Origin of the sequence: Palleniella intestinalis, from assembly GCF_013166595.1 — a bacterium.
Taxonomy (GTDB): Bacteria; Bacteroidota; Bacteroidia; order Bacteroidales; family Bacteroidaceae; genus Prevotella; species Prevotella intestinalis.
In genome coordinates this window covers 532353-548040 of the sequence record NZ_JABKKG010000001.1, presented here as the reverse complement: position 1 = coordinate 548040, position 15688 = coordinate 532353, and the positions used below count along the sequence as shown (strand labels likewise).

The 15688-nt window shown below is 40.6% G+C and carries 17 protein-coding genes and 1 pseudogene; 4 read left to right on the top strand and 14 right to left on the bottom strand.

The annotated features are described in order from the left end of the window. Positions 1–22 precede the first annotated feature (22 nt). From porD to dnaN, 3 genes are all read right to left on the bottom strand, one after another. Positions 23–937 (bottom strand): type IX secretion system protein PorD, encoded by a 915-nt coding sequence (porD, locus tag HPS57_RS02320; protein ID WP_172179779.1) that lies wholly within the window; start codon positions 935–937, stop codon positions 23–25. Further along, positions 934–1770 (bottom strand): 3'-5' exonuclease, encoded by an 837-nt coding sequence (locus HPS57_RS02315; RefSeq protein WP_172179777.1) that lies wholly within the window; start codon positions 1768–1770, stop codon positions 934–936. Before HPS57_RS02315 ends, porD begins: the two co-directional genes overlap by 4 nt. A 77-nt stretch (positions 1771–1847) precedes the next feature. Then, positions 1848–2972: a DNA polymerase III subunit beta gene (gene dnaN, locus HPS57_RS02310; protein WP_172179775.1), complete on the bottom strand. Its 1125-nt coding sequence runs from the start codon at positions 2970–2972 to the stop codon at positions 1848–1850. 193 nt (positions 2973–3165) lie between these two features. On the opposite strand from dnaN, the gene HPS57_RS02305 reads away from it, so the two are divergent. The 4 genes and pseudogenes from HPS57_RS02305 (at position 3166) to eno (ending at position 5959) form a co-directional block, all read left to right on the top strand. Then, positions 3166–3552: a DUF3127 domain-containing protein gene (locus tag HPS57_RS02305; RefSeq protein ID WP_172179773.1), complete on the top strand. Its 387-nt coding sequence runs from the start codon at positions 3166–3168 to the stop codon at positions 3550–3552. Between the two features lie 58 nt (positions 3553–3610). Continuing rightward, positions 3611–3702: pseudogene (locus tag HPS57_RS14595) on the top strand (transporter); the annotation flags it as partial. A gap of 32 nt (positions 3703–3734) precedes the next feature. Next, on the top strand, positions 3735–4547 hold the full coding sequence (locus tag HPS57_RS02300) for a TrmH family RNA methyltransferase (RefSeq protein WP_172179771.1): 813 nt from the start codon (positions 3735–3737) through the stop codon (positions 4545–4547). A gap of 104 nt (positions 4548–4651) precedes the next feature. Then, positions 4652–5959, top strand: a complete 1308-nt coding sequence (eno, locus tag HPS57_RS02295) for a phosphopyruvate hydratase (protein WP_172179769.1) — start codon at positions 4652–4654, stop codon at positions 5957–5959. Positions 5960–6191: 232 nt separating this feature from the next. Here eno and HPS57_RS02290 read toward each other — a convergent pair whose 3' ends face one another. The 11 genes from HPS57_RS02290 to HPS57_RS02240 all read right to left on the bottom strand — a co-directional run bounded on the left by HPS57_RS02290 (position 6192) and on the right by HPS57_RS02240 (position 15678). Beyond that, entirely contained in the window at positions 6192–6560 is a 369-nt protein-coding gene (locus HPS57_RS02290) for a hypothetical protein (protein ID WP_172179767.1), read from the bottom strand. Between the two features lie 1720 nt (positions 6561–8280). Further along, the gene (locus tag HPS57_RS02285; protein WP_172179765.1) at positions 8281–8919 is read right to left on the bottom strand and encodes a hypothetical protein; all 639 of its coding nucleotides are present in this window, start codon (positions 8917–8919) and stop codon (positions 8281–8283) included. A gap of 11 nt (positions 8920–8930) precedes the next feature. Next, entirely contained in the window at positions 8931–9572 is a 642-nt protein-coding gene (locus HPS57_RS02280; protein WP_172179763.1) for a hypothetical protein, read from the bottom strand. 281 nt (positions 9573–9853) lie between these two features. Further along, positions 9854–10435 (bottom strand): hypothetical protein, encoded by a 582-nt coding sequence (locus tag HPS57_RS02275; RefSeq protein WP_172179761.1) that lies wholly within the window; start codon positions 10433–10435, stop codon positions 9854–9856. Between the two features lie 73 nt (positions 10436–10508). Beyond that, entirely contained in the window at positions 10509–11594 is a 1086-nt protein-coding gene (locus HPS57_RS02270; RefSeq protein ID WP_369811424.1) for an RHS repeat-associated core domain-containing protein, read from the bottom strand. A gap of 126 nt (positions 11595–11720) precedes the next feature. After that, the gene (locus HPS57_RS02265) at positions 11721–12191 is read right to left on the bottom strand and encodes a macro domain-containing protein (protein ID WP_172179759.1); all 471 of its coding nucleotides are present in this window, start codon (positions 12189–12191) and stop codon (positions 11721–11723) included. Continuing rightward, the gene (locus HPS57_RS02260; protein WP_172179757.1) at positions 12184–12435 is read right to left on the bottom strand and encodes a hypothetical protein; all 252 of its coding nucleotides are present in this window, start codon (positions 12433–12435) and stop codon (positions 12184–12186) included. Before HPS57_RS02260 ends, HPS57_RS02265 begins: the two co-directional genes overlap by 8 nt. 92 nt (positions 12436–12527) lie before the next feature. After that, entirely contained in the window at positions 12528–12767 is a 240-nt protein-coding gene (locus HPS57_RS02255) for a hypothetical protein (protein WP_172179755.1), read from the bottom strand. A 568-nt stretch (positions 12768–13335) separates the two neighbouring features. Beyond that, complete coding sequence (locus HPS57_RS02250; protein ID WP_369811423.1) at positions 13336–14499, bottom strand: RHS repeat-associated core domain-containing protein; 1164 nt, start codon at positions 14497–14499, stop codon at positions 13336–13338. Positions 14500–14698: 199 nt separating this feature from the next. Beyond that, complete coding sequence (locus HPS57_RS02245) at positions 14699–15187, bottom strand: Imm26 family immunity protein (protein WP_216653359.1); 489 nt, start codon at positions 15185–15187, stop codon at positions 14699–14701. A gap of 2 nt (positions 15188–15189) precedes the next feature. Further along, a complete protein-coding gene (locus HPS57_RS02240) occupies positions 15190–15678 on the bottom strand; it encodes a hypothetical protein (protein ID WP_172179753.1) in 489 nt (162 codons plus the stop codon). Between the last annotated feature and the right edge of the window lie 10 nt (positions 15679–15688).

Sequence of the window (15688 nt, the reverse complement as noted above, 5' to 3'; positions counted from 1 at the left end):
TCTGTTATTGCATGAAGCACTATTATTGCTTTATTTTTTCCCAAGTGCTGTTTAGGGAGGCGTTAATGCCGAACAGTATGTTGTAGACAGCTTCCTTTTCTTTCTGTGTGCCTTTGCCCTTATAGATGCTTGTGAACTCATCCTTCTTGAAGTCTGTCCATATCTGTGGCAGCATGGAGAGCGGCTTGTTTTGGTGCGCCTCCTGCAGGAGTTGTATGGCAGAGGATATTTCCGTCCTGCCGCGCTCGGCATTGTTAGCCATTTCGTCAAAGCCTTTACGGTAGTAGTTGTATTGGAACATCCGCAGAGGTTCCATTCCTCCGTCAAGGTAGTCGTTGATTATTGCAAAACGGTTTCTGTCGTCCTCAAAGGATTTCCAGCCGGGATACTCCAGTGTTTGTGCGTTGTTGACAAGATACATGCACTTTTGCAGGACTTCCTCGCCTCCTTTCGGTGAGAATGTGTCAAGGTCCATGCCGATGATGAGGTAGGCATAGTAAGCCATAAGTGCTGTCAATTGGTTGTCAACATTCTCTTCGTTGAAGTCCAGTTGGTCGAACTGCATATACTTGAATATGAAGTTCTTGTCGCTGTTGTTGTAGAATGTGGAGTTGTAGGATGAATTGTAGACAGGGCGGTTTGCTTGGATTAGCGCACTGCATGTAAATGTTCCTGCGTCTTTTTCGTACTTAGTGCAGGTAATGTTGAACGTGCATTGTATGCGCTCATTCTTCTGAAACTGAAGACTTGTCCATTGTTTTCCGTTCATGAAATCTTCCATTGCTTGTTTCAAGTCATCGAAAACAGAAGCGTCCGTGCCTTGAATCTGGGCATGGTTGATGTTCACTTTCACTTGCAACTCCTGTGCAAAGAGCCTGTGGGGAAGCAGCACGGAGTTGGCAATGAGAAGGAAAAGAATGGCAAGTCGTTGTATCATTTTTGTCTGTTTTGGAATTCTCGAAGTCTGATGCGTGTGAGCACTTGCTTGGTGTTGAGGGTGAAATCTCCGCCAAGAACCCAAGAGAAATATCCCGGGTCACGCTTGATTGTTGCGGCAACGGACTGTCCTTTGTATTTTCCGAAATTCCATACTTCAGTCCTTTTTATTATTCCGTCAGCGTCAGCAGCCTCCGCCCAAACGATGCGTCCTGCAAAGTCCACGTTCTGCAGGTCATTGCAGAACTCCGCAATCTTGTCCATGTCGTTCTCAAGCTGGCGCTCTTCCTCTTCCTGTTTGCCTGGAGCATACATGTCAAGCTGCCCTTGGAGGACTGCCCATGTGGCAGCAGTATCCTGATCGGCAAGGTGAGCCTGGAAGTCTTCTTCCATTTTCCTTCCGCAATAGAACTTGTAAGCGGCGGCAAGACTGCGTCGCTCCATTTTTCGGAAGATGATGCTTGCATCGATGAGGCGTGACTTTGAAAAGTCGAAATCTATACCTGCGCGCAGGAATTCCTCGGCAAGCAGAGGGACATCAAACTTGTTGGAGTTGAATCCGGCGATGTCACATCCTTTGAACTCTGCCTCCAGTTGGGAAGCTATTTGCTTGAATGTTGGGGCATCCTTGACCATGTCGTCGGTGATGCTTGTCAGTTGCTGTACCAGAGCCGGTATAGGCTGCTGTGGATTTACAAAGAGATTGACGGGCTTTTCTGTCCCGTCAATCTCAACTTTTATATATGATATCTGAATTATTCTGTCTTTAGCCAAATCAAGACCTGTTGTCTCAAGGTCAAAGATTATAAGCGGACGTGTAAGGTTCAGTCGCATTTCCTTTGTCAAATGGTTATTGTAATGAGGCCTGGATAACGCCATGCCTCAAATTGTTCTGTGTTTTTTTGTTTGTGTTAATCGTTGAGGAGCATTGGCATGAGCAGCATGAGGATGTCCTCATTCTCAGGCTGTTGTGCAGGGATGATGAGTCCTGCGCGTGCAGGGTCGGCAAGCTCCATGATGATTTCCTCGCTGTCAAGGTTATTAAGCACCTCTGTCAGTGTGGTGCCTTTGAATCCGATGTTCATAGGGATGCCGTCATATTCGCAGATGGACTCTTCCTTTGCACTTGTTGAGAAATCAATGTCTTCAGAACTGATTTCGATTCTTCCGCTTTCAATGTGGAGGCGTACAAGCTGGCTTGCATCGCTTGCAAAAGGGAGTACACGCTTAAGTGCACCAAGCAATACCTTGCGGTCGATGGTCATCTTGTTGGAGTTGTTCTGCGGAATCACACTGGCATAGTTAGGGTAGCGTCCTTCTGTGAGGCGGCAGATGAGTGTGCCGTCTGTGTAAGAGATTGCCGCATTGCGGTTGTCAAACTTTATTGTGACCTCAGAATCATCCTTTGCAAGCACATTTCTGAGCAGCGTTGCCGGTTTCTTTGGCAGGATGAATGATGCCGGTTGCTCGCTCTTCACAGTGAAGTTGAGGTTGCGCACGAGTTTGTGTCCGTCGCTGGCAACAATGGCAAGGCTGTCCTGCTTAAGGTCGAAATAAATAGCGTTCATCACAGGACGGAGTTCGTCTTGCGCTGTGGCGAACAGAGAGCGTGCTATGTTTTCAGCAATGATGCTTGACTGCATGGTAATCACAGTGGCGTTATCCTGCATGGCAATGGTGCGTGGATATTCGTCAGCGGAGAGCGATACAATGTTGTACATACCGTTAAGGTAGACAATCTTGGTCTGCAGCGTCTCAAGGTTGACATCGATTGTGACAGGCTGCTCTGCAAGTTCCTTCATGGCATCAAGGATGGTGCGGTTTGTTATGCAGAAAGCACCGTTTGTATCATAATCGTCAAGGGTGATTTTGCTCTTCATCGTGTTCTCGCTGTCTGATGCTGTGATTGTCAGCACGCCATCCTGAACCTCGAAAAGGAAGCAGTCAAGAATAGGCATGGAGTTCTTGCTGTTTATTACTTTTGAAAGTGTGTTCAGCCGACTGCTAAGGGTTGTGCTTGAAACTGTGAATCTCATGATTGTATATTTGTTTTTTAGTTGTTGTTTTTTGTTCTTCAAGGTACAAATTTACGCATTTATTTATAATAAAACAAAAAAACGATATTAATTTCCCTCCCTTTTAAAAATATTTTAGTAATTTCGCAAACGAATTCAGGAAATCTAACCGAATTAATTTAATAAAGTAAAAATAGAAATATAAGAATCGATTATGGAATTACAAGGTAAGGTAATTTATGCAGCGGAAAAGCGTACCGGCGAGAGTGCTCGTGGCACATGGGCTTCACAGGATTATGTTATTGAGACACACGATAATTATCCACGCAAAATGGTGTTTAATGTCTTCGGTGAAGACAGAATTCAACGTTTTAATATTCAGGTTGGTCAAGAGATTAATGTCTCTTTTGATATAGATGCACACGAATATCAGGGTCGCTGGTTCAATAATATACGAGCTTTTGATGTGCGCCAGATTGTTGCCAATACTGCTCCTGTGACCGGTGACATGCCTCCGTTTGCAGAGCCTGCCGCTGCTCCTGCTGCTGACCCATTCTCACAGGCAGCGTCAAGTGACAGCACCGATGACCTTCCATTCTAAGTATTGGAAGTGTCTCGTTAAGAGAGATAAAGACAGGAAGTAAATTATTGATAGGCAGATGGATGTGGTCTGGAGATTACTTCGTCACCATATAAGCATACCACAGTTTGCAGGATTTGTGTCCTTGCTAATCTGTCCGGTATGCTTATTGCTTTTTGTTTCCCTGCTTAATATTATATGATATGCAAAAAGAAATAATAACATCAGCACAAAATCCAAGGATAAAGCATCTCCTCTTGTTACAGCAGAAGAGTTCTGAACGCAGGAAATGTGGACTTTTTGTTGTAGAGGGTCAACGGGAATTGTTGCATTGCGTAAATGCCGGGTACGAGATAGCCACTTTGTATTGCTGTCCGGATATTGTTGGGGAAAGTGAACTTGATGGTTTCTTTGCGTCTTTTCCGAACAGTTGCCGTGATATTCCTTGCATAAATATAAGCAAGACACTTTACGAAAAGGTCGCCTGTCGTGGTACGACAGAGGGTGTTATAGCAGAGATAAGAGCACGCCGTAATACTCTTGAAAACCTTTCTTTGCCGAAGAATCCACTGGTGATTGTCCTTGAAAGTGTAGAGAAGCCTGGCAACCTTGGTGCTGTTCTGCGCAGTGCTGATGCAGCAAAGGCTGATGCGGTGATAGTCTGCGACCCTCTGACAGACCTTTTCAATCCTAATCTCATACGCTCCTCCATAGGTGCGGTGTTCACCGTGCCGACAGTGGCATGTACGTCTGAGGAGTGCATTTCCTTTCTGAAACAGCACAACATACAGATTCTTACCGCCCAATTGCAGGATTCACGCTTGTACTACGACACGCCGATGACCGGTGGAACAGCTATTGTTATGGGAACAGAGTCAACAGGGCTCACATCCCAATGGCGCGAAGCGGCGGATGCGCACATACGCATTCCTATGCTTGGCAAGCTTGATTCGCTCAATGTTTCAGTATCGGCAGCGATACTTATGTTTGAGGCTGTACGCCAAAGAGCGTTGTAAAAATCTTTGACGTGAATATAGCTTAAATGTTCTTTTAGAAGTGACTGTTGAAAATTAATTTGCAATAGTTGCTTAATATTGTTCATTATTAAAACCAATTGACTATGAAGATTGAGAAAATTCATGCAAGGGAAATCCTCGATTCACGAGGCAATCCTACTGTCGAGGTGGAAGTGACCCTCGAAAATGGTGTGATGGGACGTGCTTCAGTGCCGTCCGGTGCTTCAACAGGAGAGAATGAGGCTCTCGAGCTTCGTGACGGTGACAAAAACCGTTATTTGGGCAAGGGCGTGCAGAAGGCAGTTGACAATGTCAACAACATTATTGCTCCTGCACTAAAAGGCTGTAACGCCCTGTGCCAGCGTGCTGTAGACCACAAGATGCTTGACATGGACGGAACTCCGACAAAAAGCAATCTTGGTGCCAATGCCATCCTTGGTGTCTCTCTGGCAACAGCAAAGGCTGCGGCAAAGGCGTTGAATTTGCCTCTCTACCGCTATATCGGAGGATGCAACGCGTACACAATGCCTGTTCCGATGATGAACATTATCAATGGCGGTGCGCATTCTGATGCTCCTATCGCATTCCAGGAGTTCATGATACGTCCGGTAAGTGCTCCTACGATAAAGGAGGCTGTACGTATGGGTGCTGAGGTGTTCCATGCGTTGGCAAAGTTGCTCAAGAGTCGTGGCTTGTCTACTGCCGTAGGTGATGAAGGTGGTTTCGCTCCGGCTTTCAATGGGATTGAGGACGCTCTTGACAGCATCATTCAGGCTATCAAGGACGCAGGCTATGAGCCGGGCAAGGATGTAAAGATTGCCATGGACTGCGCTGCATCGGAGTTTGCCGTGCAGGAGAATGGCGAATGGTTCTATGACTACCGCCAGCTGAAGAATGGCAAGAAGAAAGACCCTAACGGCAGGAAACTCTCTGCGGCTGAGCAGATTAAGTATCTTGAGGAACTGATTACAAAATATCCTATTGATTCTATTGAGGACGGTCTTGATGAGAATGATTGGGAGAACTGGATGAAGCTGACGGCTGCCATAGGCGATCGTTGCCAGTTGGTTGGCGACGACTTGTTTGTGACAAACGTGAAGTTCCTGCAGAAAGGCATCAGCATGGGAGCTGCTAATTCTATCCTTATAAAAGTCAATCAGATAGGATCGCTGACAGAGACACTTGATGCCATAGAAATGGCTCACCGTCATGGCTACACTACCGTCACTTCCCACCGTTCAGGTGAGACTGAGGACACAACCATTGCGGATATTGCCGTGGCAACCAATTCCGGTCAGATTAAGACCGGTTCAATGAGCCGCACAGACCGTATCGCTAAGTACAACCAGCTGATACGCATAGAGGAGGAGCTTGCCGGAGTTTCCGGATATGGCTACACAAAACTGAAATGATATTCAGCTGTTACTTGCCATTCTGTGGTGATACAGAAAGCCGGATATGTATAAATTCCATATTATGGTAACATAACTCTATAAAACAATATTCCTTGTAGGTCAGTCGCTCATTTATGACTGATTTACAAGGAATATTGTTTTATAGAGTGACAGTGTTTGTATAAATTCTTTCTGTCTTGTGCAAAAGGCAAGTGAACCACATAATTTGAGTCTGAAATCTGGCAAATGATTATTTGATTCTTGTCTGATTTCCATCGTCAAAGCCTGCCGTGATTATTCTGTTATCAAATAAATTAGCAATATGTTCATCTGCATTACCAATGCAGTCTGCTATTGTTAGTATAACACTATTTTGGAATTCTTCCCATGCCATATCTCTAACACGTTGGCATGACAGTTCCAAATATTTTTCTTTCGGTTCAAAATCATCATTACATGCCCAATCATCATCATTGGCATCATATTCCTTCGAACCAATCAGATAAACTGTATATCCGTTTTCTGATTCAAATATACCAAAATTGAATGCGATGATGTCTGTTGGCACTTGTTCCTGTTCAGCAATGCGCTGAATCCATTTGCATATTTTTTCTTCCATATTGTAGCGTTTTTTTTTACTATAAAGTTGTCTAACTCACGTTTACTTTCATGTTTTTTTTTGATTCGCATTTTTGCTATTCGTCAATTCTGTACTCATAGATATGATTGTGAAAATCTTTCCGAGTTAATACCCTCTTTTCGTATAAATGTTTGTCACGTATTTTTTCTATTGTATATTGGGTTGCTATTTCCCACTGTACGACATAAAGGAAACATGTACCTTCACTGTCGAAACGGACGCCCCCTGGTAGGGTCGAGTTGGGCAACGCTCGGTAATACTTTGTCAAAATGATTTGCTTCCTGTCTGTTGTAATGGTAGATGTGTCTTTTGTATTTATTTCATTAGTCGCTTCTCTAATAACATCCGACTCTTCCCATGTTGGAAGTGTATCAGAGTGAGATATGTCGATATACAGCGTATCATTTGTACAATTCTTGACACTATCCCGTAATGGTATCGTATCTATAACGCACGAACTAATTGTTAAAAGTATTATTAACATTTGTAATATTATGATTTTCACAATTCTGGTATCTTATATTTCTATTAAAATTTCCATTTTCATCTTTCGTGACAACACATTTGCGGTATAGCTTTTTGGAACGTATTTTATCCCATGAGTATCTCTTCGTATCTTCTCGTTTTACTAAGAATAAATAGAATTTGTCACTGTTGTGTAGTTTGTGCGTGTTTATAGAGATAGAACCTAAAGAATCCGGAACTACAAAATTATATCGGTCAGTAATCAGACAATCTTTATAAGTGTTGTGCCAGCTTCGCTATCAGGGATTCTTGCAGATGATTGATACAATATATATTCTATTATCATCAATATTAACATTAATGGATAAGCCAATGAAAAGAGTGTCATTTGTGCAATTTTTGAAGTGTTCTATAGTTCTTGAAATTCGATCCATACATGACAATGTCATGAAAAGGATGCTAATTCCTGCACAACATATAATTTCTATTTGTTTTACTGTAATTCATAATGCTAAAGGATATTATATTAGAAAAAGACACCCGGTAACGAAGGCATATGCCCACGCACCCTTGCTGCTGTTACTCTCCACCAATTGAACAGGTTGATAGAGATAGGCTTAGTTGCTATCTCGTATGTTATTTGTATTATTGGCATTTATTGCGGATTAATACTTTATTTAATTGGGGTATCTTATATTTCTGTCAAATTCACCATTTTTTTGTTTTTTGACTACCAATTTACGATAGAGCTTTTTAGTTCGTATATCATTCCACGAATATCGTTTTGCGTCTCTCCATTTTATCAGAAAAAAGTAATATGTGTCACTACCTCGATACAGGTAATTGGAGTCAACAGAGCATAAAGAATCAGGATAGACAAATAATTTACGAACATTCGCTTCTGTCCGAAGATAAATTTCGGCAGTATCAATATCATTATACAGAGAGTTATAATGAGGAAACAATAGTCCTTCAATACTATCAATATGATCATGATGGGAGACACCAATAAACAGTGTATCATTTGTACAGTTTCTGAATCTTACATCTTGCCTACAAGAAGTACAAGACCACATTGTACAAATAATGATAAGAAATGCGCCAAACAGTATTATTGTCTTAACATCTTTCATAAGCTATAGAGGGGTTAAAATGTTTATGCCACAAAGACACAGCTTGCCCAGCATTGCTGACGTGCAGCTTGTCTTATATTTCTTTTTACATCATGGAATGTTTATCCCATGACGTTGTCAAAGTATGTTCCGGAAATTCCATACTTTTTCATCTTCCCCGCAGTTTCACTCCCAATGATTATTAGTGGAGATTTGTGATTTTTATATCCTAACCAATAGTCGACTTGAGAAATGAAATCTTGTGTAGACAAATGGAAATCTCTGTCTTTCCACAGATTTGTCTCTACAGTCACTCCTTCATACTGTCCGCAACATTCCTGCTTCTTTCCGAAATTGAACCAACTCTTTTTAGGGTCTATTTTGAATATATTCCCTGCTTCAAAGAAATAATACCCCGGAGATTTGGGTAATGGAGTGAATTTAAGATTCTCATACTTGTTAATTTCGCAGAATCTTTTGAATTTCTCTGTGACAACAAGGAACGAGTCGTAAGTGTAAAACACATCCCCTTTTTTCTTCTGTATCTTATATTCAGGGTTTGGGATTTTTTTCAATGCAGTGTGGCATACAGGACACACCCCGGGATCATCAACGACTCTTTTATACATGTATTCTATGTCATAACCATATAAGGCTTTAGCCACCACTTTTCCCTTGGGTGCCTGTCTGTAAACTTTTTGCACAGGTTTAGGCTCAGATTTTTTCTTCAGTCCAAATAATTCTAATAGTTTCCTTATCATATTACTGTAAATTATCCCATGACGTTATCAAAGTATATACAAAAAAAATCAAATTTCTTCATCTTTCTTGCTGTCTCAGTTCCAATAACAATCAAAGGAGATTTTGTTTTTGGGTCACCAAGCCAGTAATCAGACTGACTGATGAAGTCATTTGTTGATATATGCATGTTTTTATCTTTCCATAGGCGTGTTCCTTTTACTACCCAATCGTATTGTTTGCAACATTCTTGTTTTTTTCCATACTCAAACCAACTTTTCACAGGGTCTGTTTTGAATATTGTTTCTGCTTCAAAAAAATAGTACCCTGGAGATTTTGGCAATGGAGTAAATTTAAGATTCTCATATTTGTTAGCTTCGCAGAATATTTTGATTTTTTCTGTGACAATATAAAAACCATCTTCAGTTTCAAACAGATCTCCTTTCTTTTTGCGTATTTTATATTCCATGTTAGGAAGTTTCTTTAAAACCGTATGACATACAGGGCACAATCCTGGATTTCTATCGCCTTTTCTTCCATACATAGCATTAATGTCGTTTCCATATAAAATATGAGCCACGATTTTTCCTTTTGTGGGCTGTCTGTAAACTTTTTGCACAGGTTTAGGCTCAGATTTTTTCTTCAGTCCAAATAATTCTAATAGTTTTCTTATCATTGTCGTATAGTTTTTTGTTACCATGGTCTCCATTGCCATTGCATGCCGTTATTCATGTAAAAGTCATATCGTGTATGGGCATACTTGAATGGATGTAAGTCGTAGAAATTCTTCATAGCGGAAAATCTTTGAGTAACAGTAAAATTGTTTTGAATTGTTGGTCTGGGATTACCTCTTTGCGGTCTCATGTGATACTGCCCATCAGGAGTTTTCGTTTCGTATAAGTATTGGTTCATGTTGATGAACTCGAACTTTAATGTTTATGTTGCGACATGGAGTGTTTATCCCATAACATTTACGAAATATATTCCGGAAATTCCATATTTCTTCATCTTTCCTGCTGTTTCAACCCCAATGATGATATTTGGAGATTTATGATTTTTATATCTAAACCAATAGTCTGTTTGAGAAATGAAATCTTGTGTCTGTGTATTAAAATTTTTGTCCTTCCACAAAGATGTCTCTACTGTGATTTCTTCATACTCTCCGCAGCATTCATGCTTTTTGCCGAACTTGAAGCTGCTCATCTTCGGGTCTACCTTGAATATATTCCTTGCTTCAAAGAAATAGTATCCTGGAGATTTGGGTAAAGGAGTGAATTTTAGGTTCAGGTACTCATTTGTTTCGCAGAACTTTTTGAATTTTTCTGTGACAACAAGGAATGAGTCGTAAGTGTAAAATACATCTCCTTTTTTCTTTTGCATCTTATATTCAGGATTCGGGATTTTCTTCAATGCTGTGTGGCATACAGGACACAGCCCAGGATCGTCATCAACTGTTTTGTACATATATTCAATGTCGTAACCAAATAGCATTTTAGCTACAACTTTCCCTTTAGAGACAGATTTATATACTTTTCTCATAGGTGCGGGTACAGGTTTCTTTACCAGACCAAATATATTTAACAGGTACCTTATCATTTCCTTATTTTAAAATTTACCATGGTCTCCATTGCATACCATTATTCATATAAAAGTCATACCTTGCATGAGGATACTTAAATGGGTGTAAGTCATAGAAGTTTTTTATGGTAGAAATTCGTTGTTCACCAGTAAATCTATACTGAATTAAAGAACCGGAATTTCCTCTTTGCGGCCTCATGTGATACAGTCCATCAGGAGTTCTCGTTTCATATAAATATTGGTTCATTTCTCTATGCATTTCTCTATGAAGCGACTCTGGAACCGGTGTTAGAACCTGCTCATCAGTTCCTCCGGCGAATTTTGGGAAAGAATGGTGATTCTGTGTTCTCTCACCAGTCCATGGACTTACTTTCTTGTCTCTTGAGATTTTTATTGCGCCTGCACCTCCGGAAATTGCACCGGTTGCCATGCCTGACAGAAGTCCATTATTACCGGCATTGAGTGCTTCATCGAAATCCCCGGTAAGCATCAGGCTTGCAGCAAAGCCTATAGCCCATCCGCTGGTCATGCCTCCTATTGCGCCGGATACCATACCCTGTAGGAAAGGGCTGGTGATCTGCAAGCCGTTTATTGCAATGCCGCCAAGATATTGTGCACCCCATTGTCCTATTGCGCCACCGAAATAAGAAGTCAGGCTTCCGAATATGGCTCCGGTAAATATGTCCGTACCAGTCCCTCCTGATAGCCAAGCATTTGTGGCTCCAAGAGTAGCACCTCCCCATGCCCAACCGCCCAATTCCGGGTAAAGCGCACCCCAACCGGCAGCAGCCCCGGCACCGAAAGCACTTGCTCCTTTACCGATCATGGACCAAAGATTCCCGCTTATGTTTCCTTGGAAGATATTAATGGTTAAATTCATGAATCCTCCGATTAGTGCTGCTGCCAAATCATCAAAACCAAAATATTCCCCACTTGGGTCTGTATATTTCAGCGGATTGTTTATGCAGTACGCGTATCGGTTGAAGCTCTGCGTGTTGTCAGGCATCTGCACATAGTTGTCCGGGCTGAGGAAGCGTCCGAGGGCAGGGTCGTAGATCCTGCCGTTCATGTTAATGAGGTCGAACTCCGGCAGCATCTCGTGACCAGTGTAGCCACGCACAAAGCCAATTGTATCGTTACTACCGCCGCATCGTCCCAGACATCTTACTGCGTCTCGAACACTTTATTTTGTTGATGCCATAATAATAGCAAGAATCCCAACTCCCCAAAAAAACATTTGAATTATTTATTGGTGCAGTGATAATTGTGGAGCAAATGATTCAACAACTACTAATTCAATATGTTGATGACTTCCTGCTATTTTGTCAATTGTGATTTTGACATCTTTCCATAACAATCCGCCAAGTCCAGCCCCGATTGCAGGCATTGCAATTCGTTTTACTCCATCTCGTTCTGCCAATTCTAACATTTTAGTTAATGCTTGCTCTATATATTCTATGCGTGCCTTGCTTCGCCATGTTTTTTGGGTAGCCAAATTATAAATATGTCCTTCTCCATAATAGAAGTCAAACACATCACCAGGTTTAAATAGATTCTCTTTGCACATGTTTCGATATTGGGCATACATGTCTTGATATTTTTCTCGAAATTGAAGAGCTATACCTTTCCCCATTGCCCCTGCGCAGTTGCAACCATGGGCGAAACTATACATATTACTTAATGTAAATATATCACCTTCTTTTATATATCTAACCATTGTTTTTATTCCATATTTTGTTAAACTCCTTCTCTGTAATGAAATCCTCGGAATCCCACACTATATCCGAAAAGTCTTGGTCATATAAAAAAGTGTCACCGCAAATAGGCAGTTCTTCAGATAACTTTATAATGTTGTCCGGATACACCTCTATCTGTCTGACTGCATTTTCTCCTTGAAAATGAATGTATATTACAACATTTTCATCGTCATACTTTTTTTTAATGTAGATGTTGCCTTTCATTAAATCTTAAAATTTTATTCTAAAAACAGAGATTCCACCTCCTGTAATTCATGGACTTGTATAGCTACGTATGAAGCCAATTGTGCTTCTTTCTACTCTTGTCGACTATGCACAGGATGCTTCCCTGATAGTCTGTTATGGCATACCATATCCTCCTTGCCTGTCTGCCTTACAATTATGATATTATTGCCGACATAGTGGAACTCGCGCGTGACACCGTTTTTCTGCACATGCTCATAGTCATCGGAATAGACAATACGGAGTTCCTCTTTATTGTCAATTCTTAAGGCGTTCTGCCAGCATTCCATAGCAGGAATGTAGGTCAAGGACATATAATAAAGCAGATTATCCCAAGCAGAGATAAGTTTTGCTGCTATCTCGTATGTTATTTGTTTTCATTGTTGATTAATCCTCTGCCTGATTCTGGTATCTTATGTTCCTATTAAAATTTCCGTTTTCATCTTTTGTGATAATACATTTGCGGTATAGTTTTTTTGCCCGAATCTCATCCCATGAATATTTAATAATATCGCTCTTTTTTACTAAGAAAAATAAAAGGTATCCTTATTCTTGTATAGATGAGTGTTAATATGCATAGAGCATGGTGAATCTGGATATATAAAAGTATACCGCTTGATAACTTTATCCCTATTAATAAAAATAGTTGCAGTATCAAATGTACTAATAGGATTTCTATTTTCTCCAGAATTTACAATATATTCTATGCGGTCAATGTCATCACAAAAGGATATACCCATGAAAAGTGTATCGCCTGTGCAATTGCTGAGTTCCACATTTGTTCTGCTATAGGGTGGAAATGTACAAGATGAAAATATATAAACAATGACACCCACAATACAATACATATTTTTTCTATTCTCCATAAAATTAATTTGTTATTTAGAACAATATAAATGGTAACGACTTTGATACATATTTCCCATACATTTTTGTTGCAGCTATTCTCGCTGCATTGAATATGCTAATATTTTGCGCAGGATACCCATATTTATCTCCCCCAAGCCATGCTGCTCCAAAATACCCTTGAGATAAATAGTTAGCCCATGTCTCTGTCCAAAAGGTATCATGCCCAGAAGGGTAAAAAGATGCGCTGGCAAGACTTTCCGGTGCTATCACATGCCAATATGCGTACGAACCTATCTTACGATATTGCAGAATATGTCCGAACTCGTGCTGCATCATGGTTTTGCCAGCTTCTGCTCCACTTGTGAATACACCTTCTGCTACTATGATACCACGTTCAGGAATAGTAACACCACTGAAAGTACTTTCGATATTTCCCAATCTCTTGCTTTCGTAAACATGTACATTTTGGTATGTTCCTACATATTTTCCTGTAATTGTGCTTTTGCCGATTTCTACGTCTTTAGGCAGATTCCCACAGACAGAATATGCGCCGGCTGTGCTGATATTAGCCTTTCCCGTCCAAAAGTTCGTGCCTTTGTCTAAAGCGTCAAAGCCACCGGAAATGCCTCCAGATATTCCACCAGACAGACCACCTCTGAAGCCTGACGACAAGCCGGCCATAAAGCCACCTCCAAAGCTGCGTCCCTCAACCCAAGCATTGCCTGCGCCGGAAATAAAACCGCCTGCAAATCCCGAACTTGCACCAACAGCAGCCCCTGCCCAAAAGCCTGTAGAAGAAACTCCCGTCGCTGTTCCGGATACACCGGTCCAAAAAGATGAGCCTGCCATAGCGACATTCATGCCGGAAGCCAATCCACCACCAACTGCGCCTGCTACAGCACCTATAGCAAAATATCCAAGTCCCTTGGCATTGAATTGGAACCCATGTGTCGCCCAATTGAACAGCCCTCCTATGGCGGCGCCAAAGATAACACCAAACCATTGCCCATCAGGATCTGTATATTTCAGCGGATTGTTTATGCAGTACGCATATCGGTTGAAGCTCTGCGTGTTGTCAGGCATCTGCACATAGTTGTCCGGGCTGAGGAAGCGTCCGAGGGCAGGATCGTAGATTCTGCCGTTCATGTTGATGAGTCCGAACTCCAGAAGCATCTCATGACCTGTGTAGCCACGCACAAAGCCTATGTTGTTCTTTAGAACATTCTTTGTCGTCTTTCCTGCCTTGTGGTTGTAAGAGAACTATCATAAAAATATGTTTCAAAAATGTTTGTTTGTAATTGATAGAATATCAAGAGTAATGTATCCTATATTTTTCGCAAATCAATTTTGATTGGCTAAAAACAATACATTTTTGTTACTATTCGTTTTTGCATGTTTATTCCAGCATTTTCATGGTAAATTCTCCTGTTTTTATTTTTGCTGCTATTTGATCGTAAGAAATAACAAGTCCTAAGTCCAAATGCCTATATTCCTCGGTCATTTCGCCGATTCTAATATGTTCTTTGTTAATATGCCAGATATACCAATTATAAGATTTTGTCAAATGACTTATATTCCCTTCGCTGTATAGCTTAAACATGATATGTTCTGTATCACCTATATTTTTATTTGTTCCAATTTTATACCAAGTATTAGTTCTTATTCCTACATTCAAGACTGTATGTGCATAGAAATCCACTTCATCATTTACAATATCATCCATGTCAGGAGTATAGTCAATTGTATATTTCCTTTTAAATACTCTGATGACAGAACTATTCAATTGTGACAAGTCATTTGCTACATACTGAAAGAATCTCTTGTGCTTGCTATCCACTTCCACACAGAAGATGTTGCCGATTTTTGTAACTATTCGCTTTATCACATTTATTCCAGTATTTTTATAGTATATTCACCAGTTTTTATTTTTGCAACTATTTGACTATATGGAAAGACAAATCCCAAGTCCAAATGTCTATATTCATCGGTCATCTCACCAATCCATACTGTTTCTTTACTAATGTTCCATATATACCAATTATTTGACTTTGTCATATGGCTGTAGCTTAACTCGCTGAATTTTTTAAACATAATATTGTCTATGTTGCCAAGTTCTTTATGGTTCCCTACTTTATACCATGTGCTTGTACGTATTCCTACACTTAACACTGTATGTGCATAGAAATCCACTTCATCGTCTATGATTTCATCCATACTTGGAGCTGAATCCAACGGATAATTTCGCTTAAATACCCTTATAACAGAACTGTTAAGTTGAGTAAGATCATTTGCAATATACTGAAAGAATCTCTTGCTCTTGTCATCAATTTCAACACAAAAGATGTTGCCAATCTTTGTTACTATTCGTTTTTGCATATAATTATAT

Bases quoted from the DNA above. Each gene is read 5' to 3' on its own strand.
- HPS57_RS02305 (WP_172179773.1), top strand. From the start codon at position 3,166: ATGGAATTACAAGGTAAGGTAATTTATGCAGCGGAAAAGCGTACCGGC.
- HPS57_RS02255 (WP_172179755.1), bottom strand. From the start codon at position 12,767: ATGTCCTTGACCTACATTCCTGCTATGGAATGCTGGCAGAACGCCTTA.
- HPS57_RS02275 (WP_172179761.1), bottom strand. From the start codon at position 10,435: ATGAGAAAAGTATATAAATCTGTCTCTAAAGGGAAAGTTGTAGCTAAA.
- HPS57_RS02315 (WP_172179777.1), bottom strand. From the start codon at position 1,770: ATGCGACTGAACCTTACACGTCCGCTTATAATCTTTGACCTTGAGACA.
- dnaN (WP_172179775.1), bottom strand. From the start codon at position 2,972: ATGAGATTCACAGTTTCAAGCACAACCCTTAGCAGTCGGCTGAACACA.
- porD (WP_172179779.1), bottom strand. From the start codon at position 937: ATGATACAACGACTTGCCATTCTTTTCCTTCTCATTGCCAACTCCGTG.
- HPS57_RS02240 (WP_172179753.1), bottom strand. From the start codon at position 15,678: ATGCAAAAACGAATAGTAACAAAGATTGGCAACATCTTTTGTGTTGAA.
- HPS57_RS02260 (WP_172179757.1), bottom strand. From the start codon at position 12,435: ATGAAAGGCAACATCTACATTAAAAAAAAGTATGACGATGAAAATGTT.
- HPS57_RS02285 (WP_172179765.1), bottom strand. From the start codon at position 8,919: ATGATAAGGAAACTATTAGAATTATTTGGACTGAAGAAAAAATCTGAG.
- eno (WP_172179769.1), top strand. From the start codon at position 4,652: ATGAAGATTGAGAAAATTCATGCAAGGGAAATCCTCGATTCACGAGGC.
- HPS57_RS02300 (WP_172179771.1), top strand. From the start codon at position 3,735: ATGCAAAAAGAAATAATAACATCAGCACAAAATCCAAGGATAAAGCAT.
- HPS57_RS02290 (WP_172179767.1), bottom strand. From the start codon at position 6,560: ATGGAAGAAAAAATATGCAAATGGATTCAGCGCATTGCTGAACAGGAA.
- HPS57_RS02280 (WP_172179763.1), bottom strand. From the start codon at position 9,572: ATGATAAGAAAACTATTAGAATTATTTGGACTGAAGAAAAAATCTGAG.
- HPS57_RS02265 (WP_172179759.1), bottom strand. From the start codon at position 12,191: ATGGTTAGATATATAAAAGAAGGTGATATATTTACATTAAGTAATATG.